The following is a 19,333-nucleotide window of genomic DNA, read 5'->3' as shown; positions in this document are numbered from 1 at the left end:
ATTAGTTATTAGTAGTGTTTGCGTTTACCTGATAGACATATTCATTCTTCTTCAGAATGTTACCGTCCTGATCTTTAATGTATTCGAGTCTGCCGAAGCTATCATACTCATAATAGACAATGATACCATTGGGGCTTTTCTGACTTGTAACCCCCACACCTGGAAGGTATGTCATAGTCGTAATCAGGGCATTCTTAAGATCTGGATCCGATCTCAGTTTATCCAACTCTGTCATCAAGGCTGCATCACTTGCCGGATTATCGAGAACAGACTGGGTAATTACAGATACCACATCAGACTTAGTCGCATTTTCAATCTTTGCCACAGGAAGAGTATGATCATAACCCCATAAGTAGACAATCTTAGTCCCGTTAGTCTGCTGAACCTCAACAGGATTCCCATATGCATCATAATCATTGTAGTTGACTCTGGCTTCAAGACTTGCGGTCCCCTTTGCCATTTGTACCTCCATTGGGAAATAGTGAGCATTAGCATTAAAGCCTGCATATTTGGTCACTAAAGTAGATAGTTTGGTAGTACCTATAAACTCCTCCTGTTTCAACAGTGCTCCAACTATATTCTTACCTACCATTCCTGTTCTTACCGAAGAACTAACCTCTGTCACATTATCAAATGGATAGTAGTACTTGGTTTCCCTAATATTCCCCTCACTGTCAGTGAATTTTGTCCTTGAAACATTTACATACTGATCTGTATCATTCAAATCATCCCAAAAACTCTCAGTTTGTGTCTCAATGTAATTGGCAGGACTATTCAGGTCATAGTTCCTGGTAATAGATTTACTCAGGTCAAATCTGCCACTATATACGTTATAACGCTTAAGCTTAATTGATGTGACCGTTCCAGAACCGTTCCTATAGGTTTTTACCTTTAAGCCTTTGCTGTAAATATGATTAGAGTTGTTAGCCTTAAAGCTATTCCAGGGATTAATAACTCCTGTCTCACCATTTTCCTGAGGCATGTCAAAGGTTATTGAATAAGTATTTTCAAGTGATTTCACGATTTCATAAGCCGATCCATTCCACCTGTAATCTCTCTGTTTAACCAGTTTCCCTCTCATATAATCTCTATCCTCAGTTGGAGGGAAGGGGAACAAATCATGAACACCAAAATTACCCAAAGAAAAATAAGCATCTCCCAAATTATTGTAATAACCAAAAGTCACATCAGGATAATCCTCCGCTGTTGTGAATTCATACTCTGTTTTTCCCAGTCCCTGACCATCAGAAGTAATAACAGTTACCTTTTTATAACCTACAAATGATCCGTTGGTAGACATTAAAGGGTAATGTGGAGTAATCGTACGCGTAATACCCTCTGGTACTATTTGCCAGGAATCCGAAGATGGCAAATAAGTTTCAACTACTCTTTGATAGGCGTATTGAGGCACATTACCCACGCGGCCAGTGCTGTTTCCTGTCTCACCATTTTCATTGTAATAGAAGTTTCTAACAACATCATTAGCTGAACTTATTCCATCATGATCGGTAATCTTTTTAACACGCAGACCTCCCACCGGCTTATTGGTTAGTGCGACTTCGTCTTTGTAGGATAGATAAAGTCCATCTGTCGGATTTACATAACTACACCCACTTTGATATTTTAACTTGATATAAAAACTACCTGATTCAGTTAAGTAAAACTTGTAATCATATTGATAGGTACCACCACCAATACTTACTGCATTAATTGTAAAGCCACTACCACCGACCTGACTATTATCACTTTGCCTATATATACCTCCCGTTATATTACAAGACTGGGCAGTTGTCCCCGATATGTCAAGCACAACGAATGGTTCACTAATTAGCTCAACATCAAAGCTATGAGCTGAGTCATCGGCCTTAATATTTGTTGGACCGTTGTCCTGAACAGCATGGGGAAGTTCATCATTCACGGCAACATTCCCCTCCATCTCAAATTCAGTATATCCTCCCGTTGGATATGTGATCCTTTTTAAAACCCCTGCTTTAGTTTTCGTTACATCTGCAGCTCTATCTGCCGAACCCAATTCTGCAAACTTTTCAGTATTACCTAATATATAGTATTTGAATCTATAGTAAGGTTCTGGTGACGTATTAGAAGTCTTGCCATTACTATAACCCCAATGATCTTGAGCAAATGTATAGCGATGGGGCAGGTAATTGCCCGACTCATAATTATAAGTAAAACTGTATGGTGGCAGCGATTGAGTACTGTTGTTATTGTATTCCTGAATACTATTGAGTTTAAGACGCTTTTTATAATCTCCTACATTACTCCCTTTATAAGACACACCTGTTGGAGTAGCAGAAATGTCGGTTATTCCATTTTCATCAAAGTAATCGTAGTCAAACCTGAATTCTTTGATCAAAGCATTATTACCATCATATATCTCAATTTCGGTCAGATATTTATCATTCTTATAGTCCTGCCGGGTACCTGTAGATATATTAAACTTCACCTTCCCCCCCGGGTATGTTATTTCTTTAATCCTTTTAGCTGTAAGATAATGAGTTGTATGGCTCATGTCACTTGAGGTAAAAGCAGCGAGATTCTCCTTTTGAGAATTAGGGGCAAAGGTAGTATACTCAAGATTCGACAAAGTATAGTAGGTAAAGGTTAATAGGGTATTTCCCTTCTGATCCTTGATTGTGCTTAAATACCAGGATGTGACTGGATTGGCAACACCAGTTGTTGCTTGCCCCATACCTACCGATTGTGTCTTTTCCTGCTCGGAGAAAGTATATACATAACCATTGGCATCAGTAAGTTCAAACTGAGTAATTGGATCATTGAGCGTCCAATCAATATCTACATTCTCTATTGGCTTCTGAACAACTCTAAGTGCAGTAGTATCTGTCTTATTAAAGAAGAAGGTACCTGATATACCATTCATGCTATAGTAAAATTTATCAGGTTCTCCATCATAATCGCCATCTCCATAATCTTCCATCTCAAGAGGATCAGTTATATCAGGTTCAGGAATTCTAATATAACCCTCAGAAAATGTTTCATCGGCTTTTCCTCTGATCGTTCTGGAGACTGTTCCTGTAGCATTTAATGACCAACCCAAACCAACCCATGGAGCCACTGATTCTACATTGATACCCTGAAAAGATGAGTATGATAAGGAAATAGGAAACTGATATCCTCTAACAGAAATAGTATGAATAGGAATCGAGACATTTGGCTGTCCTGTATAGAAACTGACGCCAGTATTGCCGTAAGTTAACATTGATGCTGCCTCTGGAGATGGTGGAATTAAATCAGGCACATCTTGTGCATGAACAATAGATACTGCCATTAAAAGCAGAAGTGACTTAAGCAAAATCTTCATATAGGGTTGTCTGTGTTTTCAGATTTCAATGAAAATCGATTTGTTTCGATAAAGTGTGATCAGTTCATGTCACTTTTAGAGACCATAGTCAATCCGAGTTCCTACATTAATTACCGTTCTGATATCAGAAAATTAGATTTATCCTTTGTAAATTCTTACTGAGCCAAAAAAGGTAGAATACTATTGAAACTGTACATTGACCTGATGTGTCTTTATTGTCAAAAATCATATTAATATAACAGACTCTCTGTCACTAATCAAACACAAAAGAGTATTCTTGTGATAACCACATTCTTATACCTTACAATTGCCATCATTGAGAATGATATATTGTAAAACCTATCAAAAAGTTTGTGCAAAGATGATTTAGATCAACTTTAGACTAATCAACAGTTACCACCTTTGCATCAAATCACAGGAAAAATGAAAGTCAACACTGCCTTAGAAGCTGTTTCGATTATAAAACCAGGTCACAACGTTTACCTCCATACGGCAGCGGCTACACCTGTTGCTTTGGTTGAAGCAATGACTGAAAGGGCTTCTGAATTATATAACATCTCATTATTTCAATTGCATACCGAAGGACCGGCACCTTATGCAGCACCGGAATATGAGGATATCTTCACCATTAACTCCTTATTTATCGGGGGCAACGTGAGAAGGGCTCATAAAGAAGGAAGGGCGAATTTTATTCCTTCATTCCTCAGTGAGGTGCCTATAATGATCCGCTCTGGAGTGGTTCCCGTAGATGTCGCTCTTATTCAGGTTTCTCCCCCTGACCAGCATGGCTTTTGTTCATTAGGCGTTTCGGTTGATGCTACCAAAGCCGCAGTGGACACCGCGAAACACATCATTGCACAAATCAACCCCCGAATGCCCCGTACCCATGGTGATGGGCTGATTCATATCAGTCGCTTTAGCCGATATGTAGATATTGAAGCTGAACTTCCTGAGCTTCCCGCGCATGAACTGACAGATGTAGAACGTAAAATTGGAGTGCACATCGCGGGAATGATTGAAGATGGTGCTACCCTTCAGATGGGAATAGGCGCTATTCCTGATGCTGTTCTCTCTTGTCTGAATAGTCATAAGGATTTAGGAGTCCATACCGAAATGTTCTCAGATGGGGTAATTCCCTTAATTGAACAGGGCGTAATTACCAATAAGCATAAGACCAAGCACAAAGATTACCTGGTTTCAGGCTTTATGATTGGTAGCAGAAAATTGTATGACTTTGTTGACGACAATCCCATGATAAGAATGCTGGACATTCAATATGTAAACGACACTGCGGTGATCAGAAGAATGCCCAAAATGACCAGTATCAACTCCGCTATTGAGATTGATCTCACCGGACAAGTTTGCGCTGACTCTATCGGTACCATGATGTACTCTGGTGTTGGTGGGCAGATGGACTTTATAAGAGGTGCTTCATTGTCACCCGGAGGAAAGCCGATTATTGCTCTACCTTCTACTACGTCACGAGGGGAAAGCAAACTGGTACCCATGTTGAAGCCAGGTGCCGGTGTAGTTACCACCAGAGCGCACGTTCACTATGTTGTGACTGAATTTGGTGTAGCAGATCTTTATGGAAAAAGCCTGAAACAACGGGCAAAGGCACTCATTAATATTGCACACCCCGATCATAGAGAGGACTTAAGCCGGGCAGCTTCAGAACGATTCAAAGGGCATTATTTTGTTTAATCATTTAAAAACTGCTTCTTTAGTTATTAATTATTTATAGCTAAAGAAACAGTTGATGATAAGAAGAATTCAGCATGCACTCCTCCTTACTTTTTTTGGAATATCTTTGTTTTCCTGTCAAAGCAATCAAGGATCGGATCAAGTTGGTGAACCCGAAACATTAGAACCACTAACCATAGTAGACAAGGGAACCAAGAGCTTTCCTCTCGATGCTGAAACAGCCGTTGACTATAATTCCAGATTCAGAGTGAATGTATTCGATGGTAAAGAATATCTTTCATTTGCCAATCGGCCTGCTTCCAGAATCTATGAGTTCGATTATGAAAGTGGAGAACCAACACGCAAAATCAAACTGGAAAGTGAAGGTCCTAACGCGGTAAACCTCTTTTTCAATATTGGTATGTTCTTTCAGGCAAAGGACTCTATCTTTCTAGACAGTGGCGGGTTCGGCTATTACCTGGTCAATGGTGACGGACAGGTCTTGAATAAGGCGGGCATGCCTCAAAAAGAAAACACCATGGATCCTTCCTGTTGCCCAATCCTATTCACTAATGGAACATACTTCAAAGAGAATAAAATTTATGGAACTCAATGGGTTAAAACAGAAGACGAAAAGGAAATCAAAGCATATGCTTATGGCAGCATTGATCTTATCGATAACTCTAAGAGCAAAAAGCTATTAGAAAAGCGCCTCTTTGTTCCAAATTATGAGGAAATCAATGAAATGGTGGAGAAAAAAGACCCTTGGGTGAGCCCTCTCGATATTTCCTATTACTATGAGGGTGAATTACTTTATGCTGGCTCTCCCATTTCTGACACGGTTTATGTTTTCAAAGATTTCGAATTGACCAACAGGTTCTATGTGGGTAAAAGTAATATTGAGCTGGCCGACTATCGTTCCATGCTTCTGACCAGTCAGATCCAGCAAATCCAGAATGGATATCAGAATGTGAGTCAGATTGATCAACCTCCGCATTTTGCAGATGTGTTTGTAAGTCCTGACGGGCAGATGATATATAGAGTACTAATAGAAGCCACCAGGGCAAAGAAGATAGAAAATTCAGATCAGGAGTTTCCTGAAGTAGCTAAGGCCAGCCTCATTGTTCTCAATAAAACTACAGGTCAGCTAAGTACTTTGGACTTGCCGGTAGATGAGCTGGATATTCCGCTATCCACTCAAAGCAGATCGGTCTTTGTAAGTTCTGCCGGTATCCATTTTGAAACCAAAGAACAAGTTGAAGAAGACAGGTTGGATTTCAGGGTGTTTGGAGTGAAATAAAAAAAGCCTCCTAACGGAGGCCTATTCCTATCCCTTTCTCTTAAGCCTTTGAAGCTCTTCGTCCTGACTCTCAACCCTCTCTTTGAGCTTTATGATTTCCTTATTTTGTTCAATCATATGCAGAGTTAACTCTTCTATTTTCTCTAAGAGTTTTAGTTGTAATTCACCCACATCCTGCCCTTTGGATTCTATTTCCTGAGCACCGGGAATATTCGGAAGGTGAGATTTAGTTCTTATAAACTCTTCAATCTCACTTAATGACATCAAGTCATAATCCTTTGCAAACACATAATCTGGTACTGAGCCTGGGATAGCGGTAACTTTTACTTTTTTCGATTCGAGATTACCATCTACAATTGTATTATTACTCAACTTGATCGAGCCGGCAGTGGTAGACAAGGTAAAGTCTATTCCATCATGAATAATTTGACCATAAGCACTGCCCCCAGCTCTGTAGAGTCTTAGTCTTCCCCTATCGCTATCATTAAACAGCTCCATTAAAGTATTGCTATCTCCATTAACCATTAAGACCTGATTACCGGAACCTCTTTGTACTGATAACAGACCATTGGGAATGCTTGCATTGCCAGATCTGCTAATCGAGAAAAGTGATGTACTAAAATCATCTTTCCCTACCTCAAATGCCGAGGACTGATCTGTTATTCTAATTCCATAAGTCGCTGCCTCCGTATTGTTGCCTCCATGCTTGATGTACAAATAGTCTCCAGTTCCACTACTCCACCCTGTCTTTAACATTGTCCTATCAAAATCTCTATCAGTCATCTGGAAATTGAAAGGTATTCCCAGGTTCCCATTGAGATGGAGTCTGTCATCCGGGTTGGATATACCTAAACCAACATTTCCACTAGAATAATAAATATCTGACCCACTTGTTGACCAAAGGGTTTGAGCAAAGAGTGAACCGGAAGCTAAAAGCCAAGCTACAATCATTATTTTTTTCATGAGATTTTATTTTGTGTGTAATAGAAGAACTAAATAAGAATATATAAAAAAAGCCTCCCATCAGGAGGCTTTTGATCCTTTATAAGTTAGGAGAGTTACTCTCCCTTAATACTCGCACTGAGATACTCTCTGTTCATTCTGGCAATGTTATCCAGAGAAATGCCTTTAGGACATTCCACTTCGCATGCCCCAGTGTTGGAGCAATTTCCGAAGCCTTCTTCGTCCATTACTTTCACCATATTCTGAACACGCTCCTTGGCTTCTACTTGTCCCTGTGGTAATAGGGCAAATTGAGATACCTTGGCCGATACAAATAGCATAGCAGAGGCATTCTTACAGGTAGCCACGCAAGCTCCACAACCAATACAAGTAGCGGCATCGAAAGCTTCATCTGCCTTATGCTTTTCGATTGGAATAGCATTGGCATCCTGCGTATTTCCTGAGGTATTCACACTCACGAATCCACCAGCCGCCATAATTCTATCAAATGCACTTCTGTCTACAACAAGGTCCTTGATCACAGGGAATGCCTTGGCTCTCCATGGCTCAATATAGATGGTATCTCCATCTTTAAATTCCCTCATATGCAACTGACAGGTAGTGATTGATCTGCCAGGCCCATGAGCTTCACCATTGATATACATGGAACAGCTACCGCAGATTCCTTCACGACAATCGTGATCGAAAGCAACAGGTTCCTTACCTTCTTCAATCAGTTGCTCATTGAGTATATCCATCATCTCAAGGAATGAGCTGTCAGGAGAAATATCAGACACCTGATAGGTCTCCATTTGACCTTTTTCCTTTTGACTTTTTTGTCTCCAGACTTTAAGCGTAAGGTTTAATCCTTTATTAGCTGACATATTTCGAATATCTAATTTCTAAAATCAATTATTTGTAGGAACGCGTTTTGAGCTCAATATTCTCATAAACCAGTGGTTCCTTATGGAGTTCTGCTTCAGATGGTTCTCCTTTATACTCCCATGCAGAAACATAGGTGAAGTTGGCGTCATCTCTCATGGCTTCACCATCTTCAGTACTGTGCTCCTCACGGAAGTGACCACCACATGATTCTTCTCTCAACAAAGCATCGCGTGCAAACAGTTCTCCTAGCTCAAGGAAGTCTGCCACTCTACCAGCCTTTTCAAGCTCCTGATTAATGCCTTCTGCGGAACCAGGTACTTTCACTTCTTTCCAGAATTCTTCTCTGATCTGTTTGATTTCTTCAATGGCTTCATTCAGACCTTGCTTGTTCCTCGCCATTCCTACCTTATTCCACATCACTTTACCCAGTCTTTTATGGAAATGATCAACAGATTTAGATCCCTTATTATTCATAAAGAAGTCTATTCTCTCCTGAACTGCTTTTTCAGCCTCTTCAAACTCCGGTAAATCGGTAGAGATCGCTCCGGTACGAATATCGTCTGCCAGATAATCACCAATGGTATATGGCAATACGAAATAACCATCAGCCAACCCTTGCATCAAAGCAGATGCTCCGAGTCTGTTGGCTCCGTGATCTGAGAAGTTCGCTTCTCCAATAGCATAACAACCTGGAATAGTCGTCATGAGGTTATAATCAACCCAAACACCACCCATTGTATAGTGTACTGCCGGGTAAATTTTCATTGGGGTTTTGTATGGATTATCAGCTGTAATCTTCTCATACATCTGGAAAAGGTTACCATACTTCTTCTCTACCACCTGCTCTCCAAGGTCTCGAATCTGCGATTCCGTAGCATTGTGATATCCTTTGACATTCGCCTCTTCCTGACCATATCTCATGATGGCTGAAGAGAAATCGAGGAATACGGCTTCACCTGTTTCATTGGTTCCGACTCCATATCCTGCATCACATCTTTCTTTGGCAGCTCTCGATGCCACATCTCTTGGCACAAGGTTACCGAATGAAGGATATCTTCTTTCGAGGTAGTAATCTCTATCTTCTTCTTTTATTTCAGTTGGCTTCAGTTTTCCTGCTCTGATCGCCTCTGCATCTTCTTTCTTTTTCGGCACCCATATTCTACCGTCATTTCTCAATGACTCAGACATGAGGGTCAATTTAGACTGCTGATCACCATGTTGAGGAATACAAGTCGGGTGAATCTGAGTATAGCAAGGGTTAGCGAAGAATGCTCCCTTTTTATGCACCTTCCATCCTGCAGAAACATTTGATCCCATGGCGTTGGTTGAAAGGAAGAATACGTTCCCATATCCACCAGACGCAATCACAACCGCATGCGCTGAATGTCTTTCGATTTCTCCTGTTACCAGATTTCTGGCAATAATACCTCTGGCTTTACCATCCACAATCACGAGATCGAGCATCTCATGTCTGTTGTACATTTTGATCTTACCCTTACCAATCTGTCTCGACATGGCAGAGTAACACCCCAATAGGAGTTGCTGACCTGTTTGGCCTTTCGCATAAAATGTTCTTGAAACCTGTACACCACCGAAGGAACGGTTATCGAGCAACCCACCATAGTCTCTGGCAAAAGGAACTCCCTGAGCCACACATTGATCGATGATATTAGTCGATACTTCAGCCAGGCGGTAAACATTGGCTTCTCTGGATCTGTAATCTCCCCCTTTGACCGTGTCATAGAACAGTCTGTAAGTAGAATCTCCATCACCCTGATAATTCTTGGCCGCGTTGATTCCACCCTGAGCTGCAATTGAGTGTGCCCTTCTAGGAGAATCCTGATAACAGAAAGCCTTCACATTGTAGCCTAGTTCTGCTAGAGTAGCTGAAGCAGAACCTCCGGCAAGACCAGTACCCACAACGATCACATCGATCAGTCGCTTATTGGCAGGGTTTACCAGTCTGATGTTATTTTTATGGTTGGTCCACTTTTCAGCAATTGGACCTCCAGGAATTTTTGAATCTAGTTTTGTCATTCTTCCTTACTTAGTGTGAAGTTAAATGATGATATAAAGCGATAAAGATGAATCCGGCAGGGATTAGTATCGCATAGATATTTCCAAGCTTTTTGATACCCGGAGTATATTTGGGATGTCTGGCACCCATCGATTGAAATGCCGACTGAAATCCGTGCATTAGGTGCATAGAAAGCAACACAAACGACAGCACATAAAGGCCTACTCTCACAGGATCATGGAACTTCTCAACCATTTCTTCATAATACCTCAAATCTCCATTAGCCAAAAGGCCAGACATGTCTCCCTGGATGTACTTAGTATTGATTTCGGGAATCCAGAAATCATAGAAGTGAAGCGCCAGGAAAGCCAGAATAACTGCACCGGAAATAATCATATTCCTTGAAAACCAGGTAGAATTAGCCTGCCCTTTATTCATGGCATACTTAATCTCTCTGGAATTTCTGTTCTTAATCTCCAATGCAAAACCCATCACAAAATGATACACCACGGCAAAGATGAGTACAGGCTGAAGTACAAATTGTACCACTGCATTTGTTCCCATAAAGTGTGATATCTCATTGAAGACATCGGCACTGATAACCGAAGTGAAGTTGATTGTGAAGTGTTGCAGGAGGAAAAGCATCAGAAACAGGGCTGAAAGTGCCATCGCAAACTTTCTTCCCACCGAACTACTGAAGGTATTTTTTACCCAACTCATTTAATTTCAATGGTTAAAATTCTGACCAAAATTACTGTTCAAACGTTAGCAAACAAAAGCAAATTAGCTTGGAACAATTCTAAATAAGAATACAAGCGGCTAACACCCTGTGATTATTGATTGTTTAAGAATATTCCTTTTGTTTTTTTATGCGTTTAGTTGTTTGAACACCTTTAATATTCGTGACACGATATATTCTTCTTATTCTCATTTTTGTCTGTAGTCTGACCGTAGAACTACAGGCTACCCACATTAGGGCAGGAGAGATAACAGCCAGAAGAATTTCCGAAACCAGTCTGAGGTATAGAGTAAGACTCGTGATCTACAGAGACACTGAATCGCCCGTAGAAGTATCAGGCGTTCTATTCATGGGGGATGGGTATGTTATTGGAGGGAGCCCAACGGCACTAAGCCAGGCTTCAATCAGAGGCGGCATAGAGAGAAACGTTGGGCAAAATACTTCTGTAGTTATTTACGAATTCGACTACACCTATAAAACCGAAGGCACTTTTACCATCTCTTATATTGAAGGGAATAGAAATGGCGGTATTATCAATTTAGGCGGTGTTCTTTCTGACGGATACCCCTTCTATGTGGAAACCCAGTTAACGGTATCTTACTCGTTGATCAACAGTAGTCCTGAACTTACCATCCCACCCCTGGATGGTGCCTGTCTGAATGCAAGATTTGTTCATATTCCCGGAGCTTTCGATGTAGATGGTGACAGCCTATCCTTTAGAATTATACCACCCAAAGACGGAGTCAACCAAGACATTGCTGAATACCTGCCATTAGATGACCCGTCCATTTCGAGCACTAACGAATTAAAAAACGGACCTGCAGAATTTCACATTAACGCAACCACAGGTTTACTTACCTGGGATGCACCGGAGTTTCTTGGGGAATATACTGTAGCCTTTTTAATTGAAGAGTGGAGAAAAAACGAGGATGGTGATTACTTTCTATTGGGTTATGTGACACGTGATATGCAAATCATTGTCCAGGACTGTTCAGATGAGCGACCTACCCTGTCGGTACCGGAGGAAGTATGTGTTGAAGCGGGTACTGTTTTGGAAGAGATCATTACTGGTCGAGACCCTAATGAAGATTTGGTTTTAATGGAAGCTTTTGGAGGTCCATTTGAGGTGGACAATTCTCCAGCTGAATACATTAACCTCCCGGACAGCAGTAAAAATACTGTCTTTAGAAACCAACCAGCCGACAACCTATTTAGGTGGAGAACAAACTTCAGCCATGTCAGAGATCAACCTTACAACATTGTCTTCAAAGTCTCTGATGTTCAATTCGACCCATCTGAACCTTCATTGATTGACTTTGAAAGCTGGCAGGTTAAAATTATGGCTCCGGCACCGAAAAACCTGACTACAGAAATCGAATCACTTAATTCCATTCATCTGAACTGGCAAGCATACGGAGGTGCTGATTATGGTGCCACTATCTCAATCTATCGTAAAATAGGTAGTACAGACATCCCTTTTGATGAATGTACCGGAGGAATACCTGGTGGTGCTGGTTATGAAAAGTTGATTGAACTACCCGGCTCATCCACTTCTTACCTCGACAATTCTGATATACTGCCGGGGGTCCAATACTGCTATAGGCTTGTTGCCAATTTCCCTTCTCCAAGAGGTGGAACCAGCTTTGCCAGCGATGAAAGTTGTAGCTATATACCACCTGAAGGCCCAGCCATTACTAATGTTTCTGTGGCCTTAACAGATAATAATAATGGCCTGATGGACTTAAAGTGGACCACACCACTTGCCCTCAATTCGACAGAGCACCCTGAACCTTATACTTATCAAATACTCAGGTCAGAAAATCCTGATCAACCATTGAATGAATGGACGTTCGTTGACCAAACCACTGACACTACTTATCAAGACCGGGCCCTCAATACTTCGGAAAAAGATTACTATTACTTACTGATTACCACCGACAACAATGGCATCAATGCCGACACAAGTATTTCAGCCTCGAACGTGAGGACTAACGGAGTAAGTGCCATCAGTCGAATCAATTTAAACTGGGAAGCAGATGTGCCCTGGTCTAACAATACCTCCGCCTTTCCTTATCACTACATTTATCGGAATCGTACTGATGCAAATGCCAGTGAAGCAGACAATTTTGTTTTAATCGATAGTGTAGATGTCACCGTTAGCGGCTTCAACTTTACAGATAATGGTGAGTTTGGAAATCATCAGTTGAGGAGTGATCGCGACTATTGCTATTATGTTATCACAACCGGAAGCTATGGCATTCCTGAAATTATATCACCGCTATTAAATAGCTCTCAGGTTTTCTGTGCCATACCATTACCTGAACCTCCTCCTCCGGCACCGGACATTATCGTAGAAGGAGACTCCTACACGCTTAGACTACATGGTGATAATGTAACCATGGCAAGCAACCCCATATGCGACTCTAATTTCTCCGGCTGTTCGATTGGCTTGTATACGAACAGAATTGAATGGATTGTTGATGATCCGAATAATTCAGTCAAAGGATTCAATGTCTACTATTCAAATACTGGTGAAGCCAATGACTATGAGCTAATTGGAAGCACAACAGAGATGGAGTTCATTCATGATAATCTCGAAGAGATAAAAGGTTGCTACAAGGTCACCTCCTATGACATTTCCAATCAGGAAAGCACCTACAGCCAAACGCTTTGTTTCGACAATTGTCCCTATTACGAGCTACCGAATACCTTTACCCCAAACGGAGATGGCAAAAATGATACCTTCCAGGCATTCAGTACAGTAGGCAGATGTTCGAGATTTGTCAAGTCGGTGACTTTTAGCGTTTATGATCGCTGGGGAGGAAATGAGCTTTATCGTTTCAGTTCATTGAACGACCTCGAAAATAATGTGTTAATAGACTGGCCAGGTACAGACAAGAATGGGGTCAATTTGCCTTCAGGTGTCTATTACTATAAAGCCACTATTCATTTCGACCAGATTAATCCTGATAATCAATCAATGGAGATCAGGAATTGGTTAAAAATAATGAGATAAGATGGTGACCTGTTAAATTGGCACTAACTTATGACCGAAATACAACCCTTTGAAAGATTGTGGTGTTAAGTCATAAGACAATTAAAAACTAAACGTTTAACCCAAAGGTATCCCTGTAGGAGAAATGCTGCGAAAACTTATACTTCTTACCCTACTCTCCCTTTTTGCCGCTGTTGAAGCCTGGGCAACCCATATTAGGGCCGGAGAATTGACTGCTGTCCGAATTTCTCAATCCAGTTTAAGATACAGGTTTACTCTGATTATTTACAGAGACACTGAATCACCAGTTCAAGTTGGCGATGGGGGTATTTTGAATTTTGGCCAGGGAAGAATATTAGACGGTAAGCCAGCTCTCGAATCGGCTTCAGTAAATGGACGATTTGAGGCTACCAATGTGGGCAATAATACCGAAAGGATTTTTATTCAATGGGAACATACCTTTGACGGACCCGGTGTTTACGTTGTCAGCTACACTGAATTGAACAGAAATGCTAATATCATTAACCTGGGTGGAGCGAGTTCAGAAGACATCCCTTTCCATATTGAAACTGTTATCAGAATTGACCCGGGATTGGATGTAAACGGAACACCTCAGTTGACTATCCCTCCTATCGACAGAGCCTGTGTGGGTTCAACCTTTATTCACAATCCCGGAGCTTTTGATCCTGATGGTGATAGCCTGGCTTACAAGCTTGTTGTTCCCCTGCAAGACAGAGGTACCGAAGTGGTTCCATATCTTCCTTTGAATGACCCAACTATTTCTAATTTCCGTGAAGATGGTGGTAGCCCTGCGAGGTTTGACATCGACCCGGTAACAGGTAACCTTACCTGGGATGCACCTCAGTTTGCCGGTGAATACAACGTAGCCTTCATTGTGGAGGAATGGAGATACTCTGCATTTACCGAGCGTTATGAGCTCCTTGGCTATGTAACCCGTGATATGCAGATTATCGTGGAAGACTGCGACAATGAAAGACCTTTGCTTGAAGTCCCTCAAGATACCTGCATAGAAGCAGGCACTCTACTCGAAGCCCTGGTTACAGGAACAGACCCGGACAATAACCCGGTGCTTGTAGAAGCATTCGGTGGACCATTCGCAGTCAATACTTCTCCTGCCAGATTCTTTAACCTGCCTGGCATGGATGAAGAAAGGGAATTCAGAGCTCAGCCATCAGAACACCTTTTCAGCTGGCAAACCAATTTCTCACACATCAGATCAAGGCCTTTTGAGGTGCAGTTCAAAGTAACCGATGAACCTTCCGACCCACTGGCACCCAACCTAACAGATTTCAAAAGCTGGAATATTACAGTAGTGGCCCCGGCCCCTACTGGCCTGTCAGCATCAATTTTAACTGGACAGTCGATTCAGTTAGACTGGGACAACTATGTTGCAGCCAACCTGAATCCGAAAATCCAAATCTACAGAAGAGTAGAAAGCTTCGACTTTACCCCTGAAAACTGTAATGTTGGCATCCCTGCTAATTCAGGTTATGAATTGATTGACGAAGTAGACGCGACAGAAACCTCATATATTGACGAAAATGGTTTGAGACCAGGTGTCAACTATTGCTACCGACTTGTAGCAGAATTTCCACTTCCTTCAGGAGGCACCAGCTATGCCTCAGTTGAAGTTTGCGTATTGATACCACTAGATGTGCCAGCCATCACCAATGTATCAGTCAACGATACAGACGAAACGAATGGTGAAATCTTTGTGAGATGGACATCACCGCTGGAGATAGACCCTGTTCTTTTCCCGCCACCATACACTTATGAACTAATCAGATATACAGGGTTTAACGGTTCGGCAGGAAGGACCTTATTGACCAATACTCAAGACACTGTCTTTACTGACACAGGTTTGAACACGATGGACCTGCCCTATCATTATCAGGTCAGATTCTATGATGCCGGAAATAACCTGATTGACAGCTCAGCCACCGCTTCATCAGTTCGACTCGAGGCTTTAGGCAGAATCAAAGCAGTGGAGCTTAACTGGTCTGCAGATGTTCCATGGTCTATTCAGGTACAAAGCAGCCCTTATCATTTAATTTATAGAAACAGGACAGATGCCGCAGCAGAAGATGTAGACACTTTTGTACTGATCGATAGTGCATTGGTAACGAGCGAAGGCCTTACCTACTATGATGATGGCAGCTTTAATGGAATAGAACTGCTTGACGATCGTGAGTACTGCTACTTCGTGACAACACGAGGAAGCTATGGAAATGACAAGATTGAGTCACCATTAATTAATGATTCACAGAAATTGTGTGTTCAGCCAAATGACGAAAAAGCCCCTGAACAACCAGACATTGACATTGATCCGGACACAGGCACTGATGTTATTGAAGGACCAGATGGTGACTTACTGGTATTAGATAGTGACAATTGTGATCGTTTGGCTATTGAACCATGTTCATTCGCCAACTTCACCAACACCATCAATTGGACTGTTGATGATGCGGATGATGATATTGCCAAATACAATATCTATTTCTCTCCCACTGGAGCAGAAGCAGACTATCAGTTGATCGGCACAAGCCAGCAAACCTCATTTATGCATACTGGTCTGGCATCCATAAAGGGATGTTATAAAGTATCTGCTGTAGATAGAAGCAACAATGAAAGTGAGCTTAGCTCAGCCATTTGTTTTGACAATTGTCCTTACTATGAACTTCCTAATACCTTCACCCCTAATAATGATGGCATCAACGATACATTCAGGGCATTTGACCAACCTAATGGTAAGTGTCCACGATTTGTTAAATCGGTTGTATTTAAGGTTTATGATCGTTGGGGTGGAACTGAGATTTACAGCTACAGCACCAATGAGGTAACCGAGCCTAACTATTTCATCGACTGGAATGGTACCGATTCAAACGGAGTGCTCCTCCCAAGTGGAACTTACTATTTCATTGCAACTGTTACATTTGATGTACTGGATAAGTCAAACGAAACACAGGAGTTTAAAAATTGGGTGAAAATAATTCGATAGTGGACCAAGATGTATTACTGTTTGACGGGGTTTGCAACCTATGCAACAGCTCCGTCAACTTCATTATTGACCATGATCCCAATGGTCACTTCAAATTCGCTGCCTTGCAATCAGATTTTGGCCAACAGAAGCTTGAGGAGCTTGGATACAATCAAGCGGAATTCGACAGTCTTGTGCTATTATCGGGTGGAAAGGTTTATAAGAAGAGCTCTGCTGCCTTGCGAATTGCTAAAAAATTGAATGGCCTTTATCCTTTACTTTATGTCTTTATGATCATCCCCCCTTTCATCAGGCATGCCGTTTATGATATCATAGCCAAAAACCGCTATAGATGGTGGGGAAAAAGAGATAGCTGCAGAATGCCTACTCCGGAACTTCGGGCCCGCTTCGTTGAGGCCTAACGATTTATGATTAATTTTGCTGCCTGAACAATATCACTTGATGGAGTGTAAGGTATGTATCAGTTAATGATAACCTTACACTTCATTTGATCTACATAAACAAATCAACTTTATGAAAGCATATGTTTTCCCTGGTCAGGGAGCTCAGTTTCCGGGCATGGCCAAAGACTTATACGATTCTTCAGAAGAAGCTAAACAGTTACTGGAGTCGGCCAATGAGATTCTTGGTTTTAGAATCACCGATATCATGTTCAATGGAACTGACGAAGAACTGAAACAAACTAAGGTAACCCAACCAGCCATATTCCTACACTCAGTTGTTTTGGCGAAAATCAGCAACAATTTTCAACCTGATATGGTGGCCGGCCATTCCCTGGGAGAATTTTCTGCCTTGGTGGCCAGTGGAGTATTGTCTTTTGAAGATGGTTTGAAACTGGTGTCTCAACGTGCTCTTGCCATGCAAAAAGCCTGTGAGATTAACCCATCAACTATGGCTGCTATTCTCGGTCTAGAAGATGAAGTAGTAGAAAAAATCTGTGACGATATTGACGAGGTAGTTGTTGCAGCTAATTATAACTGTCCCGGCCAGCTGGTTATTTCGGGGTCACATAAAGGTATTGAGCTGGCCTGTGAAGCAGCAAAAGCAGCTGGTGCCAAAAGAGCTCTTCCATTACCGGTGGGTGGAGCATTCCACTCTCCATTGATGGAACCCGCCAGGGAGGAGCTGGAAAAGGCAATTGATTCTACCGTTTTCAGTCAAGGGGTATGTCCGATTTACCAGAACGTAACAGCTAAAGCTTCTACTGACCTGAACGAAATCAAAGAGAACCTTAAAATTCAGCTTACTGCACCGGTAAGATGGACCCAGTCTGTACAAGCCATGGTGGCAGACGGAGCCACTCACTTTATTGAATCAGGTCCCGGAAAAGTATTGCAAGGCCTTGTGAAGAAAATTCACAGAGAAGCTGAAGTAGACAGTATTTAATAACTGCCTGATTATTATAAGAAAGACGTTGGGGTGAGTTGACCCTAACGTCTTTTTTATTTGATGACATTCCATTCATAACATGCCTATTGTGATTGAATTTTCTTTTCAGGAAATTCCTCTTTAATCAAACACTTATCTATGAAAACGCGCTTCATAATTTTATTCACTCTTGTGACGCTTGGTCTGTCAGCACAGACCGGCAAAGTCTACGATAACCTTTCGGTTAAAAGCGAAATCCTTAAAATGGACAGGAAGTTCGCTATCTATTTACCACCTGACTATGAGACTTCCGAGCGAAGTTATCCGGTCTTATACCTGCTACATGGTGCTGGCGATGATCAAACCGGCTGGGTACAGTTTGGAGAAGTTTTACGGATTACTGATCAAGCCATTAAAGACGGTACGGCAACCCCGATGATCATTGTTATGCCTGATGCCAACACAGGTCAGAGAGGTTACTTTAATAGTCTTGATAATGCCTGGAAGTATGAAGATTTCTTCTTTGAGGAATTAATGCCCCATGTAGAAAGCACTTACAGGATTAAGAAAGAAAAACGGTTCCGGGCTATATCAGGTCTTTCTATGGGAGGTGGAGGAACCTTTATGTATGCAATGCATCACCCTGAATTATTCTCATCTGCCGCTCCACTGAGTGCCTATATAGGGCCACTGTCTTTAGACCAATTTAAACAGCAGGCTCAAAGAATGAATCAGAAGGGTTCTGATGCCGAAATAGAAAGCTATTTCAGAAAGCATAACGCCCTATCCCTTATTGAAGATGTAGATGCCAAAGCTTTGAACTCTATTCGTTGGTTTATCGATTGCGGAGATGATGATTTTCTTTATGAGGGCAACAGTCTGGTTCATATTGCGATGCGCAAGAAAGAGATCAACCATGAATACAGAGTAAGACAGGGCGGTCATACCTGGACTTATTGGAGAGAATCCCTACCTGTTGTATTAAAGTTTGTTTCTGATGCCTTCCATCAGTACTAACAAATGAGCTGAACTAAGAGCCTGGTAT

General features: G+C 41.6%; 12 protein-coding genes. 7 read left to right on the top strand and 5 right to left on the bottom strand.

Features of this window, described 5'->3' with window-relative positions; genetic code table 11:
- Nucleotide 1: 1 nt before the first annotated feature.
- Nucleotides 2-3,340 carry a hypothetical protein gene (locus tag ACOOEY_RS15140; protein ID WP_420385567.1) on the bottom strand — a complete coding sequence of 1,113 codons (3,339 nt, stop codon included), beginning with the start codon at nucleotides 3,338-3,340 and terminating at the stop codon, nucleotides 2-4.
- A 423-nt stretch (nucleotides 3,341-3,763) separates the two neighbouring features.
- Between ACOOEY_RS15140 and ACOOEY_RS15135 the strand changes: the two genes are divergently transcribed.
- Both ACOOEY_RS15135 and ACOOEY_RS15130 read left to right on the top strand, forming a co-directional pair.
- Nucleotides 3,764-5,044 carry an acetyl-CoA hydrolase/transferase family protein gene (locus ACOOEY_RS15135; protein ID WP_420385566.1) on the top strand — a complete coding sequence of 427 codons (1,281 nt, stop codon included), beginning with the start codon at nucleotides 3,764-3,766 and terminating at the stop codon, nucleotides 5,042-5,044.
- Between the two features lie 55 nt (nucleotides 5,045-5,099).
- Nucleotides 5,100-6,323, top strand: coding sequence for a DUF4221 family protein (locus tag ACOOEY_RS15130; RefSeq protein WP_420385565.1), 1,224 nt, complete (start codon nucleotides 5,100-5,102; stop codon nucleotides 6,321-6,323).
- 27 nt (nucleotides 6,324-6,350) lie between these two features.
- On the opposite strand, the gene ACOOEY_RS15125 is transcribed toward ACOOEY_RS15130, so the two are convergent.
- From ACOOEY_RS15125 to ACOOEY_RS15110, 4 genes are all read right to left on the bottom strand, one after another.
- Nucleotides 6,351-7,286, bottom strand: coding sequence for a hypothetical protein (locus ACOOEY_RS15125; RefSeq protein WP_420385564.1), 936 nt, complete (start codon nucleotides 7,284-7,286; stop codon nucleotides 6,351-6,353).
- 95 nt (nucleotides 7,287-7,381) lie between these two features.
- Nucleotides 7,382-8,149 (bottom strand): succinate dehydrogenase/fumarate reductase iron-sulfur subunit, encoded by a 768-nt coding sequence (locus ACOOEY_RS15120; protein ID WP_420385563.1) that lies wholly within the window; start codon nucleotides 8,147-8,149, stop codon nucleotides 7,382-7,384.
- A 28-nt stretch (nucleotides 8,150-8,177) separates the two neighbouring features.
- Nucleotides 8,178-10,187, bottom strand: a complete 2,010-nt coding sequence (locus tag ACOOEY_RS15115; protein ID WP_420385562.1) for a fumarate reductase/succinate dehydrogenase flavoprotein subunit — start codon at nucleotides 10,185-10,187, stop codon at nucleotides 8,178-8,180.
- A 10-nt stretch (nucleotides 10,188-10,197) separates the two neighbouring features.
- Nucleotides 10,198-10,887 carry a succinate dehydrogenase cytochrome b subunit gene (locus ACOOEY_RS15110; protein ID WP_420385561.1) on the bottom strand — a complete coding sequence of 230 codons (690 nt, stop codon included), beginning with the start codon at nucleotides 10,885-10,887 and terminating at the stop codon, nucleotides 10,198-10,200.
- A gap of 182 nt (nucleotides 10,888-11,069) precedes the next feature.
- Here ACOOEY_RS15110 and ACOOEY_RS15105 point away from each other — a divergent pair, with 182 nt between their 5' ends.
- From ACOOEY_RS15105 to ACOOEY_RS15085, 5 genes are all read left to right on the top strand, one after another.
- Nucleotides 11,070-13,922: a gliding motility-associated C-terminal domain-containing protein gene (locus ACOOEY_RS15105; RefSeq protein ID WP_420385560.1), complete on the top strand. Its 2,853-nt coding sequence runs from the start codon at nucleotides 11,070-11,072 to the stop codon at nucleotides 13,920-13,922.
- A gap of 124 nt (nucleotides 13,923-14,046) precedes the next feature.
- On the top strand, nucleotides 14,047-16,920 hold the full coding sequence (locus ACOOEY_RS15100; RefSeq protein ID WP_420385559.1) for a gliding motility-associated C-terminal domain-containing protein: 2,874 nt from the start codon (nucleotides 14,047-14,049) through the stop codon (nucleotides 16,918-16,920).
- Entirely contained in the window at nucleotides 16,920-17,321 is a 402-nt protein-coding gene (locus ACOOEY_RS15095) for a thiol-disulfide oxidoreductase DCC family protein (protein ID WP_420385558.1), read from the top strand. The genes ACOOEY_RS15100 and ACOOEY_RS15095 overlap by 1 nt, the downstream gene beginning before the upstream one ends.
- 112 nt (nucleotides 17,322-17,433) lie before the next feature.
- Nucleotides 17,434-18,306, top strand: coding sequence for an ACP S-malonyltransferase (fabD, locus tag ACOOEY_RS15090; RefSeq protein WP_420385557.1), 873 nt, complete (start codon nucleotides 17,434-17,436; stop codon nucleotides 18,304-18,306).
- Between the two features lie 141 nt (nucleotides 18,307-18,447).
- Nucleotides 18,448-19,305, top strand: a complete 858-nt coding sequence (locus ACOOEY_RS15085; protein ID WP_420385556.1) for an alpha/beta hydrolase — start codon at nucleotides 18,448-18,450, stop codon at nucleotides 19,303-19,305.
- The last annotated feature ends 28 nt before the right edge of the window (nucleotides 19,306-19,333 follow it).

The sequence above is a fragment of the Roseivirga sp. genome (assembly GCF_965216855.1).
Classification (GTDB): Bacteria; Bacteroidota; Bacteroidia; order Cytophagales; family Cyclobacteriaceae; genus Roseivirga.
Note: the sequence above shows the minus strand (reverse complement) of the source record. Positions and strands in the feature narration are given on the sequence as shown.

Bases quoted from the DNA above. Each gene is read 5' to 3' on its own strand.
- ACOOEY_RS15125 (WP_420385564.1), bottom strand. From the start codon at position 7,286: ATGAAAAAAATAATGATTGTAGCTTGGCTTTTAGCTTCCGGTTCACTC.
- ACOOEY_RS15130 (WP_420385565.1), top strand. From the start codon at position 5,100: ATGATAAGAAGAATTCAGCATGCACTCCTCCTTACTTTTTTTGGAATA.
- ACOOEY_RS15110 (WP_420385561.1), bottom strand. From the start codon at position 10,887: ATGAGTTGGGTAAAAAATACCTTCAGTAGTTCGGTGGGAAGAAAGTTT.
- fabD (WP_420385557.1), top strand. From the start codon at position 17,434: ATGAAAGCATATGTTTTCCCTGGTCAGGGAGCTCAGTTTCCGGGCATG.
- ACOOEY_RS15120 (WP_420385563.1), bottom strand. From the start codon at position 8,149: ATGTCAGCTAATAAAGGATTAAACCTTACGCTTAAAGTCTGGAGACAA.
- ACOOEY_RS15115 (WP_420385562.1), bottom strand. From the start codon at position 10,187: ATGACAAAACTAGATTCAAAAATTCCTGGAGGTCCAATTGCTGAAAAG.
- ACOOEY_RS15135 (WP_420385566.1), top strand. From the start codon at position 3,764: ATGAAAGTCAACACTGCCTTAGAAGCTGTTTCGATTATAAAACCAGGT.
- ACOOEY_RS15140 (WP_420385567.1), bottom strand. From the start codon at position 3,340: ATGAAGATTTTGCTTAAGTCACTTCTGCTTTTAATGGCAGTATCTATT.
- ACOOEY_RS15085 (WP_420385556.1), top strand. From the start codon at position 18,448: ATGAAAACGCGCTTCATAATTTTATTCACTCTTGTGACGCTTGGTCTG.
- ACOOEY_RS15100 (WP_420385559.1), top strand. From the start codon at position 14,047: ATGCTGCGAAAACTTATACTTCTTACCCTACTCTCCCTTTTTGCCGCT.